12 protein-coding genes are annotated in these 16,720 nt (G+C 51.6%); 3 read left to right on the top strand and 9 right to left on the bottom strand.

Annotated elements, in window-relative coordinates:
* Nucleotides 1-79 precede the first annotated feature (79 nt).
* Nucleotides 80-241 carry a hypothetical protein gene (locus tag AB8516_RS03845; protein ID WP_369158266.1) on the top strand — a complete coding sequence of 54 codons (162 nt, stop codon included), beginning with the start codon at nt 80-82 and terminating at the stop codon, nt 239-241.
* A 159-nt stretch (nt 242-400) separates the two neighbouring features.
* Here the strand turns inward: AB8516_RS03845 and AB8516_RS03840 are convergent, their stop codons facing one another.
* The 8 genes from AB8516_RS03840 to AB8516_RS03805 all read right to left on the bottom strand — a co-directional run bounded on the left by AB8516_RS03840 (nt 401) and on the right by AB8516_RS03805 (nt 11,498).
* A complete protein-coding gene (locus tag AB8516_RS03840; protein ID WP_369158263.1) occupies nt 401-3,055 on the bottom strand; it encodes a molybdopterin-dependent oxidoreductase in 2,655 nt (884 codons plus the stop codon).
* Nucleotides 3,056-3,064: 9 nt separating this feature from the next.
* Nucleotides 3,065-3,379, bottom strand: a complete 315-nt coding sequence (nirD, locus tag AB8516_RS03835) for a nitrite reductase small subunit NirD (RefSeq protein WP_369158260.1) — start codon at nt 3,377-3,379, stop codon at nt 3,065-3,067.
* The gene (gene nirB / locus AB8516_RS03830) at nt 3,376-5,847 is read right to left on the bottom strand and encodes a nitrite reductase large subunit NirB (RefSeq protein ID WP_369158257.1); all 2,472 of its coding nucleotides are present in this window, start codon (nt 5,845-5,847) and stop codon (nt 3,376-3,378) included. The genes nirD and nirB overlap by 4 nt, the downstream gene beginning before the upstream one ends.
* Nucleotides 5,844-7,196 carry a CmpA/NrtA family ABC transporter substrate-binding protein gene (locus tag AB8516_RS03825; RefSeq protein WP_369158254.1) on the bottom strand — a complete coding sequence of 451 codons (1,353 nt, stop codon included), beginning with the start codon at nt 7,194-7,196 and terminating at the stop codon, nt 5,844-5,846. Before AB8516_RS03825 ends, nirB begins: the two co-directional genes overlap by 4 nt.
* Nucleotides 7,193-8,050: an ABC transporter ATP-binding protein gene (locus AB8516_RS03820; RefSeq protein WP_369158251.1), complete on the bottom strand. Its 858-nt coding sequence runs from the start codon at nt 8,048-8,050 to the stop codon at nt 7,193-7,195. Before AB8516_RS03820 ends, AB8516_RS03825 begins: the two co-directional genes overlap by 4 nt.
* 27 nt (nt 8,051-8,077) lie before the next feature.
* Nucleotides 8,078-9,109 carry an ABC transporter permease gene (locus tag AB8516_RS03815; protein WP_369158248.1) on the bottom strand — a complete coding sequence of 344 codons (1,032 nt, stop codon included), beginning with the start codon at nt 9,107-9,109 and terminating at the stop codon, nt 8,078-8,080.
* A gap of 50 nt (nt 9,110-9,159) precedes the next feature.
* Nucleotides 9,160-10,578 (bottom strand): CmpA/NrtA family ABC transporter substrate-binding protein, encoded by a 1,419-nt coding sequence (locus AB8516_RS03810; protein ID WP_369158245.1) that lies wholly within the window; start codon nt 10,576-10,578, stop codon nt 9,160-9,162.
* Between the two features lie 329 nt (nt 10,579-10,907).
* Nucleotides 10,908-11,498 (bottom strand): ANTAR domain-containing response regulator, encoded by a 591-nt coding sequence (locus AB8516_RS03805; RefSeq protein ID WP_369158242.1) that lies wholly within the window; start codon nt 11,496-11,498, stop codon nt 10,908-10,910.
* 393 nt (nt 11,499-11,891) lie between these two features.
* On the opposite strand from AB8516_RS03805, the gene AB8516_RS03800 reads away from it, so the two are divergent.
* Nucleotides 11,892-12,860: an IS30 family transposase gene (locus tag AB8516_RS03800; protein ID WP_369158239.1), complete on the top strand. Its 969-nt coding sequence runs from the start codon at nt 11,892-11,894 to the stop codon at nt 12,858-12,860.
* A 69-nt stretch (nt 12,861-12,929) separates the two neighbouring features.
* Here the strand turns inward: AB8516_RS03800 and AB8516_RS03795 are convergent, their stop codons facing one another.
* Complete coding sequence (locus AB8516_RS03795) at nt 12,930-15,851, bottom strand: M28 family peptidase (RefSeq protein WP_369158236.1); 2,922 nt, start codon at nt 15,849-15,851, stop codon at nt 12,930-12,932.
* Nucleotides 15,852-16,030: 179 nt separating this feature from the next.
* On the opposite strand from AB8516_RS03795, the gene AB8516_RS03790 reads away from it, so the two are divergent.
* The gene (locus AB8516_RS03790) at nt 16,031-16,720 is read left to right on the top strand and encodes a hypothetical protein (protein ID WP_369158233.1); all 690 of its coding nucleotides are present in this window, start codon (nt 16,031-16,033) and stop codon (nt 16,718-16,720) included.

The following is a 16,720-nucleotide window of genomic DNA, read 5'->3' as shown; positions in this document are numbered from 1 at the left end:
TACATGGGTCAACAGCTATAAAACCAAGACCGGAACCAAGGTGGGTGCGTATTGCAGGACTAAGTCCGGGAAAAAGACGATGGCCACTGAAAAGCAAAAGAAAAAAACCAAGGCCGTAAAAGAAAAGAAGTCAAAGAAAAGTAAGTCAGAGAAAGCTAAAAAGGGGAAAAAAGATAAGAAAGCAAAGAAAAAAGATAGTGATAAGAGCAAGGATAGGAAAAAGCAAAAAAGCAGTAAGTAAAACTTGAGTGGTTCATTCTAGGTAGAATAGGCCACGGTCGTATGTGGCCGATGATAATGGCTATAAAGAATCACTTAAAATATCAATGCTGATGTTGGTGTAAAAGCATGGTAAAGGTATCAATTCCTATCAAAGGTAGTAGGGAAATTTGTTTCTATATTAATAAGACTCACGAGTGTCAGATAAGAGGCTTTTAATCTCTGGAATGCAGGAGCCACAGCTGGTACCTGCTTTTAATTTATTTCCTATTGCCTCGATTGAATCCAGTCCACAGTGGTTGATCTCATGCAGTAGTGTTTTGTTTCCTACACTGAAGCAGGCACATATAGTTTTTCCACAATCGTCTGCGGGATTCATGGGATGACCTGCCAATAGACTTCTCCGGTCATGGGGCGAAAGCTCTTTTTTACAGAACATATTCCCAAGCCATGCATGATCTGCGAGTACACGGTCACGGGAAATATAGAGACAACCGAGGAGCCTACTGTCTTTGATGACGGCAAAACGGAAGCGGTGTTGTGCGATATCACTGAACTCCAGCAATTCCACGTCAGGTGGAAACTGGTGCTTCAGCAATTCGAGCCAGTTCACCTGTTCCTTCTCTCCTGCAATCTCGTAACGCCAAAAACCCTTTCCCCGGCTCTTGGCGCAATAGCCGGTGTACTCGATATCTATCTCTTTATTGATAAGGATGAATCCTTGCCATAGTGGTGTATAAGCCGCTATTTGAACCGGTGAATGCTTGAATTCGGGCTGTCCCGATATGGGATCGACGTTTGAAGCTACCAGTTTGTTTACATTGCTGTTCTGTGCAGTGGCCTCGCTCCAGTGCATAGGTATGAAGAGTGATCCGGGACGTTGTTCACTGCTTACCACGGCACGAACTGTGATTGCATGGCTGCCCGTGGAGATGTTGGCAAGTGCGCCATTCCTGATATCGAATATCTCTGCATCATCCGGGTTGATCTCTACGAAGGGCTCATGTATGTGCTGGTTCAGACGTGGCGCTGAACCGGTTCGTGTCATTGTGTGCCACTGGTCTCTGATACGTCCTGTGTTGAGAATCAAGGGCAGCTTGGGTTGTGTGGAGTTTGCCGGTTTTCCCCTAGTTACCGCAACGAAACGCGCTTTGCCTGAATCCGTGAAAAACCGGCCGTTGCTGAGCAGACGGACATTACCGCTACTGTCAGCCCGGGTACAGGGCCACAGGGTCGGCCGCAGCTTCTCATACTGGGCTGAGGTGACGCCGGCGTAGGCACTGATGTCAAAATCCCGGGTGCCATGATTGTCCAGGCCGGATAGTGCAGCGTGCTCACGGAGGATTTCCTCAACCCTCTGATAAGAAAATGCCTCCGAATACCCCATTGCCCTGGCAACATCGGAAATGATTTTCCAGTCATCCCGAGCATCACCCGGTGTGTCCAAAAAGGCCCGTTGCCTGGATATACGACGTTCTGAATTGGTTACCGTGCCATTCTTTTCACCCCAAGTCGTAGCCGGCAAAAGAACATCGGCATACTTGGCGGTATCCGTGTTGCTTACACAATCGGACATGACTACGAATTCACACTGTTCGAGCGCGGTCTTGATCCGGTCGCTATCGGGCATACTGACAACGGGATTGGTGGCCATGATCCAGACCGCCTTTATCCTACCCTCGATCATAGCGTCGAACATGTCCACTGCATTAAGGCCGGGTTGTTTGGCCATATTGGGTGCCTTCCAGAATCGTTTGACCCGTTTTATATCCTCCGGCTTAAAATCCATATGTGCAGCCAGTTGATTGGCCAGTCCGCCAACTTCCCGCCCACCCATGGCATTAGGCTGTCCGGTAAAAGAGAAGGGGCCCATGCCGGTTTTTCCGATTCGGCCAGTCGCTAGGTGGCAGTTGATAATTGCGTTTACCTTGTCGGTACCAAAACTCCACTGGTTTACACCCTGGGAGTAAACCGTGACGCTCTTTTCCCTTTCCAAAAAAAGGCGGAAGAACTGCTCCAGAGCCATAGGCGAAACCCCACTATTTCGGGCAGTCTCTTTAATCGGATCATCATGTATGCGCGCTCTTTCAAGCGCCATTTCGAATCCCTCCGTATATTGTTCTATGTACTCCCGATCAAGCGCATCATGGCGATCGAGATAGTCCAACAAGGCGAGAAAGATATCGATGTCACTGCCTGGGGTTAGAGGAAGATGGATGTCGGCAATCTCACAGGTGGCTGTCCGCCTGGGATCAATCACCACTACCTTCATATGGGGGCGCCTGACCTTGGCGTCCCGTATGCGTTGATAGAGAACCGGGTGGCACCATGCGGTATTGGAGCCTACAAGTGTAATGAGATTGGCCTGTTCCAGGTCTTCAAAGCTGCAAGGAACGGTATCGGAACCAAAAGCCCTTTTATGGCCGGCAACGGAAGAGGACATGCAGAGACGGGAGTTTGTATCGATATTGGCGCTGCCGATGAAGCCTTTCATCAGCTTGTTGGCCGCATAGTAGTCCTCTGTAAGCAGCTGCCCGGAGACATAGAAGGCCACCGCATCAGGGCCATGATGTTCAATTATGCGCTTGAAACCCGAAGCCACGTTTTCGATGGCTTGGTCCCATCTCGTTTGATAGCCTCCGCTCATGGGATGCAAAAGACGGTGCTCCAGTTCAATGGTGTCTGCCAGTGCTGCACCCTTGGAGCAGAGTCTGCCGAAATTGCTGGGGTGCTTTGGATCACCTTGTACAATGACCTTACCGTTTTTTTCAGTAGTGGCTATAACGCCACATCCCACGCCGCAATATGGACATGTGGTTTTTACTTCATTGGCCATTTTCTTCCGTCAGCTATTCAGTTCGAGATAGATTAAATTACCTTCGATCTTTACCGGATAAGTATTGGTGCAGCCTTCATCCGGTGCAACGGCGATGCCGTTATCCAGCTGAGTCCTCCAGTTATGCAAGGGACAGGTGACCGTGCGACCCGATACTATTCCTTCTGAAATGGGCCCTCCCTTGTGCGGGCACTTGTCTCCCAGGGCAAAGATCTCATCGTTGCTGTTACGGAAAATGGCAATATTTCCCTGTGCTGCCTTGATGACACGGGAACCCAGACGCGGTATTTCGTGCATATAGCCGATTTCGATCCAGTTGCTCATGATGCTGTTACCTCACACTGGTCCTCGATGGGAGCCTCGATAATCTTTATGGGTGCGAATTCATGGGATTCAGCGTCCTGCACTAGTTTCGCCCAGGGGTCGATCTGTGCGATGCGTTGGGACAAGTAGAATCGTTCCGCCAATGCTTTTCGGCCTTCTGCATCTTCTAGAATCCGTTCCTTTACGTAGTTGAGCCCGACTCGCTCAACCCATGGCGCCGTGCGTTCCAGATAGCGCGCCTTTTCCCGGTAGATCTGGATGAATGCAGCGCAATACTCCATCACCTCTTCCTCGGATGTGACTCGGCATAGCATATCGGTGGCACGTACCTTGACACCTCCGTTTCCGCCGATGTGCAGTTCCCATCCGGAGTCGATGGCCACCACCCCGAAGTCTTTGATAGTGGCTTCGGCGCAGTTACGGGGACAGCCTGATACAGCCATCTTGAACTTGTGTGGCATCCAGGATCCCCAGGTCATCTTTTCGAGCGCTATGCCCAGGGTGGTGGAGTCCTGGGTTCCGAATCTGCACCAAGTGGAGCCGACGCAGGTTTTGACCGTGCGTAGTGCCTTACCATAGGCATGACCCGAAACCAGTCCACGTTCATTGAGGAAAGCCCACATGGCAGGGAGATCTCCTTTTTGAACACCCAACATGTTGATACGCTGACCGCCGGTGATGTTTACTTCGCCCACATTGAACTTCTCCGCCGCATCGGCGATGGTACGTAATACATCCGGCGTGGTTTTACCACCCCAGATGCGAGGAATTACCGAGAAGGTACCGTCCTTCTGGATGTTCCCGTGTACGCGTTCGTTGACAAAACGGGATTGACCGTCATCTTGTGCCTGTTCCGGCCAAGTGGATATCAGGTAGTAATTAATGGCGGGGCGGCAGATATGACAACCATCAGTGTTGCGCCACTCCAATGCCTGGAATACGGAGACCATATCCGTCAGTTTTTGCTGGTGAATTGCTTCCCGCACCTGATCGTGGCTGAAATCCGAGCATTGGCAGATAGGCTTATGTTCCGGTATGGAGTAGTCTCCGCCCACTGTATTTTCCAGAATCTGTTCCACTAGCCCGGTGCAGGAGCCGCAGGAGGCGGCCGCCTTGGTATGGGCCTTAACTTCATCCAGGCTGAACAATCCCTTGGTCGTGATTGCCTTGACAATGTCGCCTTTGCAGACACCGTTGCAATCACATACCTGTGCATCATCACTCATGGCCATGGCTTGTTTCTCGCCACCATGCCCCGAGTCACCCAGATGGGCCTGTCCGAACAGTAGGTTATCCCTCAGGCTGGAGATGTCCGTACCTTCGCGCATCAATTGGAAGTACCAGGCGCCGTCAATAGTGTCGCCGTAAAGCACGGCACCGTCGATCCTGCCGTTCTTGATGACAAGTTTCTTGTATACACCCGCACCTGGATCCCTGTAGATGATGTCTTCGCTGTCATCATCACCCAGGAAATTGCCGGCGGAGAAGAGCTCGATGCCCGTCACTTTCAGTTTAGTGGACGTGACCGAGCCCTCATAACGTCCATATCCGAGATTGGCAAGATGGTTGGCGCAAACCTTTGCCTGTTCGAAGAGTGGTGCGACCAGACCGTAACAGACATCGCGATGCTGTACACATTCGCCCACGGCGTAGATACTGGGATCGAAGGTCTGCATGGTGTCGCTTACCAAGATACCCCGTTCACAGTGAATGCCTGAGTTCTTGGCCAAATCGATATTGGGACGGATACCCACCGCCATTATGATCAAGTCCGCCTCTCGGTGTTCGCCATCTGTAAAGGTGATCCCGGTCACCCGATTACGGCCTGTGATCTCCTTGGTATTCTTCTCGAGCAGAAAGTTAAGTCCCTTCTCTTCTAATGAGGCTTTGAGCAGATCAGCGGCCGGCTTGTCCAACTGATTCTCCATAAGGCTGTTCATGAGATGGACCACCGAGACTTGCATGCCCTGCTTCATTAGGGCGTTTGCAGCTTCAAGTCCCAGCAGGCCGCCGCCGATTACAACTGCCTTGTTGTGGGATTTCGCCACTTCCAGCATTTTTTCCACATCCTCGATATCGCGAAAGCCAAGCACGCCATCGAGGTCGGCTCCGGGAATGGGTAACATGAATGGCCTGGAACCGGTGGCTATGATCAGCCGGTCATACTCCATGCTGATGCCGGAGCTGGTAACCACCCTATTGTGTATGCGGTCGATTTCGGTAACGGGGTCACCACTGTGGAGTGTGATGCCGTTGTTGTTGTACCACTCCGGCGGATTGAGGATGATGTCATCGAATTTCTGTTCACCCGCCAAAACAGGTGAGAGAAGAATTCGGTTGTAGTTCGTACGGGGCTCTTCACCAAATACGGTAATCTCATAATTGGCGGACTCGTCGAGCTTCAACAATTCTTCGATGGTCCGGATGCCGGCCATGCCGTTCCCAATAAGTACAAGTTTCTGTTTCATCGGGGTATCTCCTGATCCACCGGGGCGGCTGCCGGTTGGACCGATTGGTATCTGACTGAGTCCTGTAGCTGCTGCAGGGCCAGCGACATGTTGTGAATAGGGAAGCTTTTGAGATAGTCCAGGGGCGACATAGGATCGAATATGGCCTCGTCGAAAAAACTGTCAGCACCCAGGAGAGTGGTGACAGAAGACTCCACCAGCTTCCAGTTTTGGTGGTGGGCGCCTTCAAGCTTGTAATCCACGGTCGGTGCGGTAATGCCCAGTAGTTCCGCAGCTGTGCGATAGATGTCTGGGCGATATACCTCAGCGGCTGTAGCATGGATATCAATCGGCTCTTCAATCTGTCCCCAGCGAATCATCTGGGTCATGAACCATATTGCGTGGGAACGCCAGGGATAATTGGCCGCATAGCGATGGAACACGTTGAAGTCAGGCAGTGCCTGGGGCATGGTGTTCGGTGCGAACTGATAGGTGCCTGCCATCGACATGCGTACAATGTTTTCCGGTGCATTGATATAGATGCTTCGGGATATGATCTCCGTCACTTCGGCGCGGTTCTCCTGGCTATCCACCCAACGACTCGCTTCAAGTAACGCGCTCAGGAGTGCAAGATGCGTGTTGGGGTGTTGGACGGCCCACTCCTCGGTGACGCCGAAGACCTTCTCCGGGCTGTTCTTCCATATTTCAAATTTGGTGATCAGTGTGTGACCGATTCCTTTCTGCACGGCTATGCTGTTCCACGGTTCACCGACACAGTAACCATCGATCAAACCCTTCTGCAGCTGTTCAACCATCTGGGACGGTGGAACAACGATCAGGCGTATGTCCCTGTCGGGATCGATGCCTGCGGAAGCCATCCAGTAACGCAATTCGTAGTTGTGAGTGGAGAAGGGAAACACGACGGCAAAAGAGAGCGGTTTCAGTCCTTTCTTGCTGCGATTGTCGATGACCGCTTTCAGAGCCAGAACAGCGGTGGGATGTTGCTCCATGTTATTACTATCAACAGCGAGCATCTCCCTGTATAGGTCACCGGAAACCGTAATTGCGTTGCCGTTGAGATCCATTGTGAAGGCAGTCACCATGGGCTTTTGTATGGGTCCGAGGCCAAGTGACATGGCCAACGGCATGGGTGCAAGCATCTGTGCTCCATCAAGGATGCCTATGGCCACTTTATCTCGGATATTAGCCCAGGAGGTCTCCTTGGAAAGTGAGACCTCGAGGCCGTACTTCTCGAAGAAACCCATCTCCTTCGCAATCACCAGAGGTGCGCAGTCGGTGAGCGGTATAAAACCCAGGATCAGTTCCTTTTTCTCAAGGGTGTCCAGATTTAACGGAGGATTGTCGCTCATATGTTTGCCACCAGGCTCAATGCTGGCTCCTCCCCATCGCCAACCTTGCCGGATGAAGGCGCCGGGACATCCGGTTGCGCATGACGCTCGTGCAGGAATTTCACCACCTCGGCGCGGTAGTGGTTGTACTTGAGGTCTTCGGCCAGAGCCAGGCGGTCGCGCGGCCTAGGCAGATCTATGTCGAGAATTTCACCGATTGTTGCAGCAGGGCCATTGGTCATCATGATGATGCGATCGGACAATAACACGGCCTCATCCACGTCATGGGTGATCATGATGACCGTATTCTTGAGCCGGGCCTGGATCTCCATCAGCGAGTCCTGCATGTGGGTTCGGGTCAATGAATCCAGTGCGCCGAACGGTTCATCCATGAGCAGTACCTTGGGCTCCATCGCCAGGGCGCGTGCAATCCCAACCCGTTGTTTCATGCCTCCTGATATTTCATCCGGTCGACGATCGAGGGCGTGAGACATGTGTACCAGTTCCAGGTTATGGCGTGTCCATTCGTCACGTTTCTGTCTGGACCAGGTTTTTTTAAAGACCTGGTCGACAGCAAGGCGCACGTTATCGTAGACGCTGAGCCATGGCATCAGTGTGTGATGCTGAAAAACCACAGCCCGGTCCGGACCCGGCTCCCGCACCTCCTTCTCCTCCAGAATGACACCGCCTTCCGTAGCATTGAGCAGGCCGGCGACAATATTGAGTACCGTGGACTTGCCACAGCCGGAGTGGCCGATGAGAGAGATGAACTCCCCCTTCTGCACTTTGAGGTTGACACTATTTAAAACATTCAGCGGACCCTTGTCGGTCGGGAAGGTGATGCTGATGTGGTCGATGTTGAGATAATTGTTCATTGCTATAACCCTTGGTTATTTGCCGCATTAGCGGAGCACGGCGTTCTTGTCCCAGCTGAACATGCGCTGTAGAGAGAGCATGCAGCGATCGAGCAGGAAACCGATGAACCCGATCACCAGTACCGCAACCATAATGCGGGCCAGGGAGTTGGAGCTGCCGTTCTGGAACTCGTCCCAGACGAATTTTCCGAGGCCCGGGTTCTGGGCCAACATCTCGGCCGCTATCAGCACCATCCAGCCGATACCCAATGAGAGACGCAGTCCGGTAAATATCATCGGCATGGATGATGGCAACACTATCTTCATCGTTTTGGTGAACCAGTTCAGACGCAATACGCGGCTGACGTTGATCAGGTCTTTGTCCACTCCTGATACGCCTACGGTGGTATTGATAATGGTGGGCCAGAGACAACAGAGCGTTACGGTAATGGCCGAGTTCAGAAATGATTTTTCAAACATCGGGCTCTCCGATACGTAAAGTGCTGAGACCACCATGGTCACCAAGGGCAACCAGGCCAGTGGCGATACGGGTTTGAAAACCTGTATCAGTGGATTTACTGCCTGGTAAAGGGTACTGCTCATACCGCAGATGATGCCGATGGGTACAGCAATCAGCGATGCGATTATGAAACCGAACATGACCGTCCAGAGACTTGTCAGAATCTGGTCGAAAAAGGTTGCGCGGCCGGTGTATTGGCGGCTCATTAGCTTTTCGATCTTCTCTTCTGGCTTTCCGGCGGCAACAGCCTTGTCGATACGCTTCTGCATGCGATCATAAAAGGCGACCTCCTTTTTTCGCTCGGCAGTATGTTCGTTGTATAGTGAAATAGTCTGTTCCAAGACCTTTGCAGGCCCAGGCAGCACACCGAGAGATGTCTGAACGTTCTTGGCGCCCGTGCTCCAAAGGCCAAGGAAAATCAGTAGCGCGATTGCCGGTATCAATATTCCTTTTGTAAAACGTAAAAATGCCTTGTCGATGTGATCTCCCGCAAGGTAGGCAAACAGCTTATCCTTGCGGGGCATGTTAAATGTCTTGGCGGAAATGGCTGGTGTACTCATCTTTTGGTCCTTTTTGCAGGGAAGCGTTGAGTAGCTCCCCTGCAAGTTGGTTAGATCTTGTCCATACCTTTCAGGCCGATCTTGAATTGTTTCAGATAATCGTTGGGTTTGGTGCCATCGAAGGTGATGCCATCGATGAACTCGGTCTGGGGTGAACGGTAGCCGGTTTCCTTGGCAAAGACTGGAAAATCGCCCACGCTCAGTTTGCCTTCATTGATCAGCTCTTCGGCTGCCAGGCGATAGATATCGGGGCGGTAGACGCTCTTAGCAGTCTCGTCGTACCAGCTGTCAGGTTTGTGATCGGAGATCTGGCCCCAGCGGCGCATTTGAGTGAGATACCAAACTGCGTCCGAATAGTAGGGATAGGTTGCGTTGTACCGGAAGAAGACATTGAAATCCGGTACTTCACGTTTGTCTCCCTTCTCGTATTCAAAAGTTCCGGTCATGGAGTTGGCGATAACATCGTAATCTGCGCCCACATAATTGGACTGGGAAAGGATCTTCACAGCCTCCGGACGGTTGGCATTGTTGTTTTCATCCAGCCACTTACCGGCACGGATTAAAGCCTTCACTATGCGTACAGTGGTATTCGGATATTTCTCCGTGAATTCCCTGGTCAGGCCGAATACCTTTTCAGGGTTATCCTTCCAGATTTCGTAGTCGGTGATAACCGGTACACCGATACCTTTGAATACGGCCTGCTGATTCCATGGTTCGCCCACGCAGTAACCGTAGATGGTTCCGGCTTCGAGCGTAGCGGGCATCTGTGGAGGCGGTGTTACGCTGAGCAGCGCGTCGGCCTTCAGGGTGCCGCTGATATCACCCTTGTGGGGTGCATAGTAACCGGGGTTTATGCCTCCGGCTGCCAACCAGTAACGCAACTCGTAGTTATGAGTGGAGACCGGAAAGACCATGCCCATCTTAAAAGGTTTACCCTCGTTCTTGAATTTGTCCACGATGGGTTTGAGCGCATCAGCCGTGATGGGATGAACCGGCTTGCCGTCCGACTGCTTGGGAATATTCTGTTTCATCTGTTCCCAGATCTTGTTGGAGACGGTGATGCCGTTGCCGTTCAAATCCATGGAGTAGGGGGTCACAATGTGGGCTTTAGTGCCAAAGCCGATGGTTGCGGCCAGTGGTTGGCCTGCAAGCATGTGCGCACCATCCAGTTGTCCATCGATCACGCCATCCAGCAACACCTTCCAGTTGGCCTGTGCCTCCAGAGTGATATAAAGGCCTTCATCTTCAAAGAAACCTTTCTCATAGGCGATGGCTAGTGGCGCCATGTCTGTCAATTTGATAAAGCCGAACTTCAGATCCTCTTTTTCCGGTTCGCCGACCGATGCCATTGCGGAACCGGAGTTCAGTATCATGCTGCCTACTGCACTGATCGTGACCAGTGCCCGTAAACCCTTCTTCAGAAAACAACGGCGACCGCGGCTGTGTTTGTGTTCGCTCATCTGCTTCATGGTCTATTTTCCTCTGCGTAAAAAATAAAAAAGGCGTCACACCCATACACCTACGCGTGGTGTACGGATGGACGCCGTTGTCCTCTGTTTCAATACCGGCATTGGCATGAAACTAAATCTTTGAAACCATCCCGTCGTCGTTGACGGGTTGATTGATCTTGTCCTGACTATTGCAGTGACCGTGCCAGAAAACAGAGGAAAAGAGTAAATTGTTGATCGGAATAGAGTTGTTCGGATAAGTCGTACGTATTTACTCGGAGGGTGGGAAGTAGATCATGCCCCATTTTGTAGCATTAGCATTCTCTTATGCGTGAAAATAGGGCGAATATTCAGCCCAGCAGTTCCAGGGATGAGATCAGGTTGCGTGCCACGTCCACTACTCGTTGGTTGCTGCCCATGGCTGTTTTGCGCAGCAGTTGATAGGCGCTTTCTTCGTCACAGTCCTTGCGTTTCATGATGATGCCTTTGGCCCGTTCGATGATTTTGCGTTCCTCCAGAGTATTCTTAACCAGTGTCAGTTCATCTTTGAGGGCTTGGTATTCACGGAAACGGGCAATGGCCACATCCATCAAAGGTTTGATGCGCTTGTCATTCAGGCCATCCACAACGTAGGCGCTTACGCCGGCCACTATGGCCTGTGTGATACTGTTATTGTCGTTATCGTCGGAGAACATCACCACGGGTCTGGGATTGTCACGCGAAATAGTGTGCATCTGCTCCAGGATATCCCGGTCGGGCGATTCAAGATCGATAATGATCACATCTGGCTGCAATGCGGCCACTTGTGCACTCAGATTTTCACCACTATCGAGGATGGCGATTACCTGCTGTCCATTGTCTACAAGGGCTCTTTCCAGGATGGCGGAACGCCCCCGGTTTTCATCAACCAACAGGATTTTCAGGTTTTCGGTTTCAGACATGAGTAGCTTGGAAATGACAAAATACCCGAATTCTAAGCAAAGATCGGTCCAAGTTGATAAATACCTGGCGAGAAGAATGATGGCTTTGATATGTTCAGTAGAAGTGTCTACTTTAAACTTGCATAAAACCTAAGCACAGTAATTTATAATACTGCCGCTATCGGCCATCTAGAGACCTTTGGTCTGTTTTGATCAATGTTAACTTTATTAGATCGGAGCGGTGCGTAGTGAGCTCACCCGCACTGAAATAAATGTTCTCATCTCACTATTTTTTCATGTTATTTTCAGACATCGGATATTCATGATTGGCGGTTTCGGATAATAAGTGCAATTGGTAGAAGAGAGGCCAGCTGGTAGAGTCAGCGCTTCTCCCGACCAAGAGATGAAGCACTTATGAGCTACAACCAGCTGACCGAGAATGAACGATATCAAATTTTCATGCTAAAGAAAGCCGGACATTCGCAGAAAGAGATTGCAGGTCTGGTGGGGCGAAGTCCCTCCACCATCAGTCGTGAGCTGAGGCGCAACCAAGGATTGCGTGGATACAGGCCAAAACAAGCGCAAAGGTTGTCAGATGCACGGCGCAAAGGGGCCTATAAGGCCCGCAAAGTGACCCGTGATGTCATAAGTGCCATTGAGTCATTGATTCGTCAGGAATTAAGCCCACAGCAAGTCGTGAGCTATCTGGCCAGACACAAAGGCATCTCATTGCATCATGAAACAGTGTATCAGCTGATTTATGCTGATAAGGAAAGCGGTGGTAATTTGTACACGCACCTGAGAGTTGCCTCAAAACCATATCGTAAGCGCTATGGTAGCTATGATCGGCGTGGAAAGATCAAGGGCCGGGTCAGCATTGATGATCGCCCAATGGTTGTCGACAGAGGGATTCGTATTGGTGATTGGGAGGGAGATACCATCATTGGCAAGGGGCGCAGAAGTGCGCTATTGACTATGGTTGAGCGTAAAACGCTGTATACCGTGATTGTGAGATTAACTGGCAAGCGGGCAGATCTTCTGGCTGAAGCAGCCGTTCAGGGTTTGCAGCACCTGAAGGATAGATTGAAAACGATCACTTTGGATAATGGCCTTGAATTTGCCAGGCATGAAACTATCGCTGAAGGATTGGGAGCCGATATCTATTTTGCCCACCCATATGCATCGTGGGAGCGTGGGATCAATGAAAATACGAATGGATTGATCAGACAGTATTTTCCTAAGGGTACTGACTTTAACCAGGTGACTGATGCTCAAATTGAGCATGTAATGAGCCGCCTCAACAATAGACCAAGAGCTACAAGAGGCAACAGGTCACCGAATGAACTATTTATGGGGCAGCGAGAAGATTTGCTCGTTGCGTAATTGAATTGCAGTTATTACTTGAAACCGCGATTTATAAGATTGAGGTACTATTCTTTATTGTCTGCAGAGTCACTCTCTAGAGGTGGGTACAACACGAAGCGTTACAGATTCCCCATCTCTTATCACGGTCATCTCTGTCTCTTTGCCTGCCTTCAATCCGGCTAGTGCATTCATGAAATCGTGAATCGTCTCAATCCTTACACCGGCAAGTCCCACCAGGATATCGCCGTTTTGGATGCCTGCCTTTTCGGCCGGTGCATTTTTCACCGCACCCTGCAGCTTGACCCCTTTGATTGCTTCGTCCTGGCCATACGCGGGTATGGTGCCCAGATAGGCGCGTAGGTGTTTTCGTGATAGGCCGCTATCCTTTCGCGTGACTTCCAGATAGTCGGGTTCTGTTTCTGATCGCGCCAGGGATCGGGTGATACCCGTCATCAATTGTGCAACCCTTTGCATGCCTTCGTAGTTGAGCTGGTCGGGTTTATCCCTCGGGGTCGAGTAATCCTCATGAGCGCCTGTAAAGGCATTCAGTATTGGGACGCCTTTCATATAGAACGGAGTCGAATCCGTCGGTAGGTAGGGGTCTGCTTTGGTCGCAATGGCAAGGCCCACCGGCACATTCCTCCGTTCTATCTCGCGGGACCAGGTATTGCTCGAGCCGGTTCCTTGCAGATAGAGTTTCTCCCGCAGGTGACCAATCATATCCATATTGAGATAGGCGCTGACCTTGCCGCTCAACATATCGCCATCAGACAGTTGGTCGACGAAGTGGGCCGATCCGAGGGTACCAAGCTCTTCACCCGACCAGGCCGAAAACAGAATGTCGCGTTGATTTCCCAGTTTGCCTGACTTTTTCAAGCCTGCGAGATATTGGGCACTCTCCAGCAGGGCGGCCACGCCGGATGCATTGTCATCCGCACCATAGTGGATCTTACCTCGCTCATCCTCCCTTGCGAGGGAACCCGATACCTCACCATGCCCAAGATGGTCCAGGTGGGCCCCCAGAATTACCGGTGCTTTCTGTGAGGGTGTATCAGCAGTCAGTCTGGCAATCACATTACGCCCCCGACTTTTTTCCCGGATGATCGCAAGATTGGCGGAAAGGGCGATACCGGGTATGTTGAAACCTTCAACCGATTCCCCTTTGTCGAGTTCTCGCTGCAGTTCTGCCAGGTCTCTATCGGCAACAGCCAGGATAAGTGATGCCAGCTCATCGCTGATCGAGATGGCTGCAAGGGAGCTGCTTGCGCTCTTTGCATCCATCTCGAGGTCCACCAATTGTTGTTTTGCTTCGGCCTCAGGGCCGGTTACCACAATCAGTCCCAGCGCGCCTCGTCGTTTGGCGACAGAGGCTTTGTAGGCCAAGTCGGAATAGTGAAGCAGATGACGCCTCCAATCCGCGGGTACCGACTCCGGTTGATATCGAAATACCATAACCCACTTGCCTTCTACCTCCAGATCACCATATGAGTCGTAGTCAGGTACTTCGTCCAGCCCTGGTGCGTCAATGCCATAACCCGCAAAGACGATGTCCGATTTTACGATTTGCCCACTACGGCTTATTGCCAAAGGGAGCCAATCCTGATGCAGCCGGATCGATTGCGTGTCGTTGAGGCCGGAAAATTCAAGGCTGTTGCCATCACCCAAGGCAGCGCCCGCGGTAAATGAGAAGGATTGAAAGAACCCATCATCGCCTGCCGGTTCAAGCCCCAGTTGGCGGAATGCTGAAGCGACATAATCTGTTGCGCGTAACTCACCTTCACTCCCGGTGAGTCTGCCTTGCATCTCGTCACTGCTGAGTTGCATGACATGTTGGCGCAGATCATGGCTGCTGATGGAATCGGAAGTCGTCGTCAGGTTGGCGGAGGATGCCCCATGTTTCTCATAACCATCCTGATCATCAAGGCCTAACAGGCGGCGGGCTTCTTGATCGTTCCAATCGGCAAGAAAGATCTGACTGGTTTTATCGGTTCCGCGTTTCGATGTCCATGAGAGTCGATCACCACCCGGTGAGAATACAGGTAGTCCGTCAAAACCCATGCTATGAGTGACGCGGACCGGTTTGTGATTACCTTGTGCATCCACTAAGTAGAGTTCGAAATTGGTAAATCCCTCCTGGTTGGAGGCAAAGATCAGATAGTCGCCGCTGGGATGAAAGAAGGGCGCCCAGGACATGACGCCTGTGTGGGTGAGCTGTCGTTCTTCACCACTGGCAAGATCCATGGTGAATATTTCAGCCTGGCTGCCATCCTTGGAGAAACGGCGCCAGGTGATTTTGTTGCCGTCGAAGCTGAAAAAGGGACCGCCGTCATAACCCGGTGAATCGGTCAATTGGCGTACATCAGAACCGTCGGCGTTCATCAGATAGAGATCCATCATGAACGATTTGTCGTGTTCGAAGAGCTTCTTTTCCGTCTCACTCATCTCACCCGCATATGCTTGCCTGTTGGAGGCAAAGACAATCTGCCGGCCGTCGGGAGAATAGGCGGCCTCCGCATCATAGCCAACGGTGCGCGTCAGATTTTTGCGTTTACCCGTGGTGACTTCCTGTTCGTAGATATCGAAATTCCGATCATAGTCCCAACTGTAGCGGCGCTGTTGGCCGGAGGCTCTGAAATCCAGTTCCTGCTGCATCTTGCTGTGGGCATCGGGATCGTCATGAGTGGATGCATATAGCACCTTATCATTGGAAGGGTGTATCCAGGCGCAAGTGGTTTTGCCGTAACCTGGGGATATGCGTTCCACATCGCCGCTCTCCAGGTCCATCAGGTAGATCTGGTAAAACGGATTGGCATCGTCACGCTCCGATTGAAAAATCATACGACTGCCATCGGCGCTGAAATATCCCTCACCGGCTCGCCGGCCTTCAAAGGTCAGCTGACGTATATTGGATAGCAGACGCATTTCAGATGCCACGGGCGTAGCGGCATATAGGGGAAATACGGCATAGACTGATAACAGATAGGCTGCTGTGATCAGACCCTTCGACATCGCTGGACTCCTTACGCTTTTCCCAGTGCTTAATATTGCAATTTAACAGATACCGGCATATCAAGGAGCATACCGGGAGTGCGGTATTTTTTCACACCCCGTGTATGCAACGCTTATCTATCGCTATCCCGTACCAACACCCAAAATTGCTGTATATAAAACCATACGGAGGCGATGAAATGGGTGATTACACACTGGGTGCACGAGGATCGCGATTCAATCTGGGTAATTATCAATTGCGGCTCGATCCCGAAATCGAAGCGCAGATGGCGCAGATGAGGGCAGGCAGCCTCCCGCCACGTATCCAGCGCCTGTTTCTTCAACCCAATTGGCGCAGCTTCGACCGTAACCTGCTTAACTTCATGCTGTTGCAGCCACCCGCCACAACACCCGCCCCAAGACAACCGGCACCGGGACCGGCAGCGCCCAGACCTGGGCAGGTGGGTGATGTCATGCGTGCGGTATGGTTACTCCCGGCAGTGCAGCAGGCTGCCAATCGAATCCTGCACGATAGCCAGAGAAGACTGAGAAGAGAGTGGAACCAAGGTAGTGTCGGTGACCAGATCATGATGGTGACCGCAGCGGCCACCGTGGCGGGCACATCCCTTACCGCACTGCTTGTCAATCCACAAACGAGGGATATTGTGCTCGATTTTGTCAACGGACGGGATATCCCTGTACCAGGTGTACGGGGTTTGACAATACAGATGAGGGGGCGTGGTCGAGGTGCGGGCGTTCGGATGCGCAATATTGGAGGAAGCGGGTTGAGTGTCCGTGGTGGTGCATCCCATTCTGCGGCAACGGGAAATGTGGACTGGGACCTTGGTATGACCCTCGATCTCACTCAGCTGGTCCCGGCCTTGCGATGA

Source organism: Candidatus Thiodiazotropha sp. LNASS1, from assembly GCF_964212655.1.
GTDB lineage: Bacteria > Pseudomonadota > Gammaproteobacteria > Chromatiales > Chromatiaceae > Thiodiazotropha.
The sequence above is the reverse complement of the archived record's forward strand: the minus strand, read 5'-3'. Positions and strand labels throughout refer to the sequence as shown.

Bases quoted from the DNA above. Each gene is read 5' to 3' on its own strand.
- AB8516_RS03845 (WP_369158266.1), top strand. From the start codon at position 80: ATGGCCACTGAAAAGCAAAAGAAAAAAACCAAGGCCGTAAAAGAAAAG.
- AB8516_RS03840 (WP_369158263.1), bottom strand. From the start codon at position 3,055: ATGGCCAATGAAGTAAAAACCACATGTCCATATTGCGGCGTGGGATGT.
- nirD (WP_369158260.1), bottom strand. From the start codon at position 3,379: ATGAGCAACTGGATCGAAATCGGCTATATGCACGAAATACCGCGTCTG.
- nirB (WP_369158257.1), bottom strand. From the start codon at position 5,847: ATGAAACAGAAACTTGTACTTATTGGGAACGGCATGGCCGGCATCCGG.
- AB8516_RS03825 (WP_369158254.1), bottom strand. From the start codon at position 7,196: ATGAGCGACAATCCTCCGTTAAATCTGGACACCCTTGAGAAAAAGGAA.
- AB8516_RS03820 (WP_369158251.1), bottom strand. From the start codon at position 8,050: ATGAACAATTATCTCAACATCGACCACATCAGCATCACCTTCCCGACC.
- AB8516_RS03815 (WP_369158248.1), bottom strand. From the start codon at position 9,109: ATGAGTACACCAGCCATTTCCGCCAAGACATTTAACATGCCCCGCAAG.
- AB8516_RS03810 (WP_369158245.1), bottom strand. From the start codon at position 10,578: ATGAAGCAGATGAGCGAACACAAACACAGCCGCGGTCGCCGTTGTTTT.
- AB8516_RS03805 (WP_369158242.1), bottom strand. From the start codon at position 11,498: ATGTCTGAAACCGAAAACCTGAAAATCCTGTTGGTTGATGAAAACCGG.
- AB8516_RS03800 (WP_369158239.1), top strand. From the start codon at position 11,892: ATGAGCTACAACCAGCTGACCGAGAATGAACGATATCAAATTTTCATG.
- AB8516_RS03795 (WP_369158236.1), bottom strand. From the start codon at position 15,851: ATGTCGAAGGGTCTGATCACAGCAGCCTATCTGTTATCAGTCTATGCC.
- AB8516_RS03790 (WP_369158233.1), top strand. From the start codon at position 16,031: ATGGGTGATTACACACTGGGTGCACGAGGATCGCGATTCAATCTGGGT.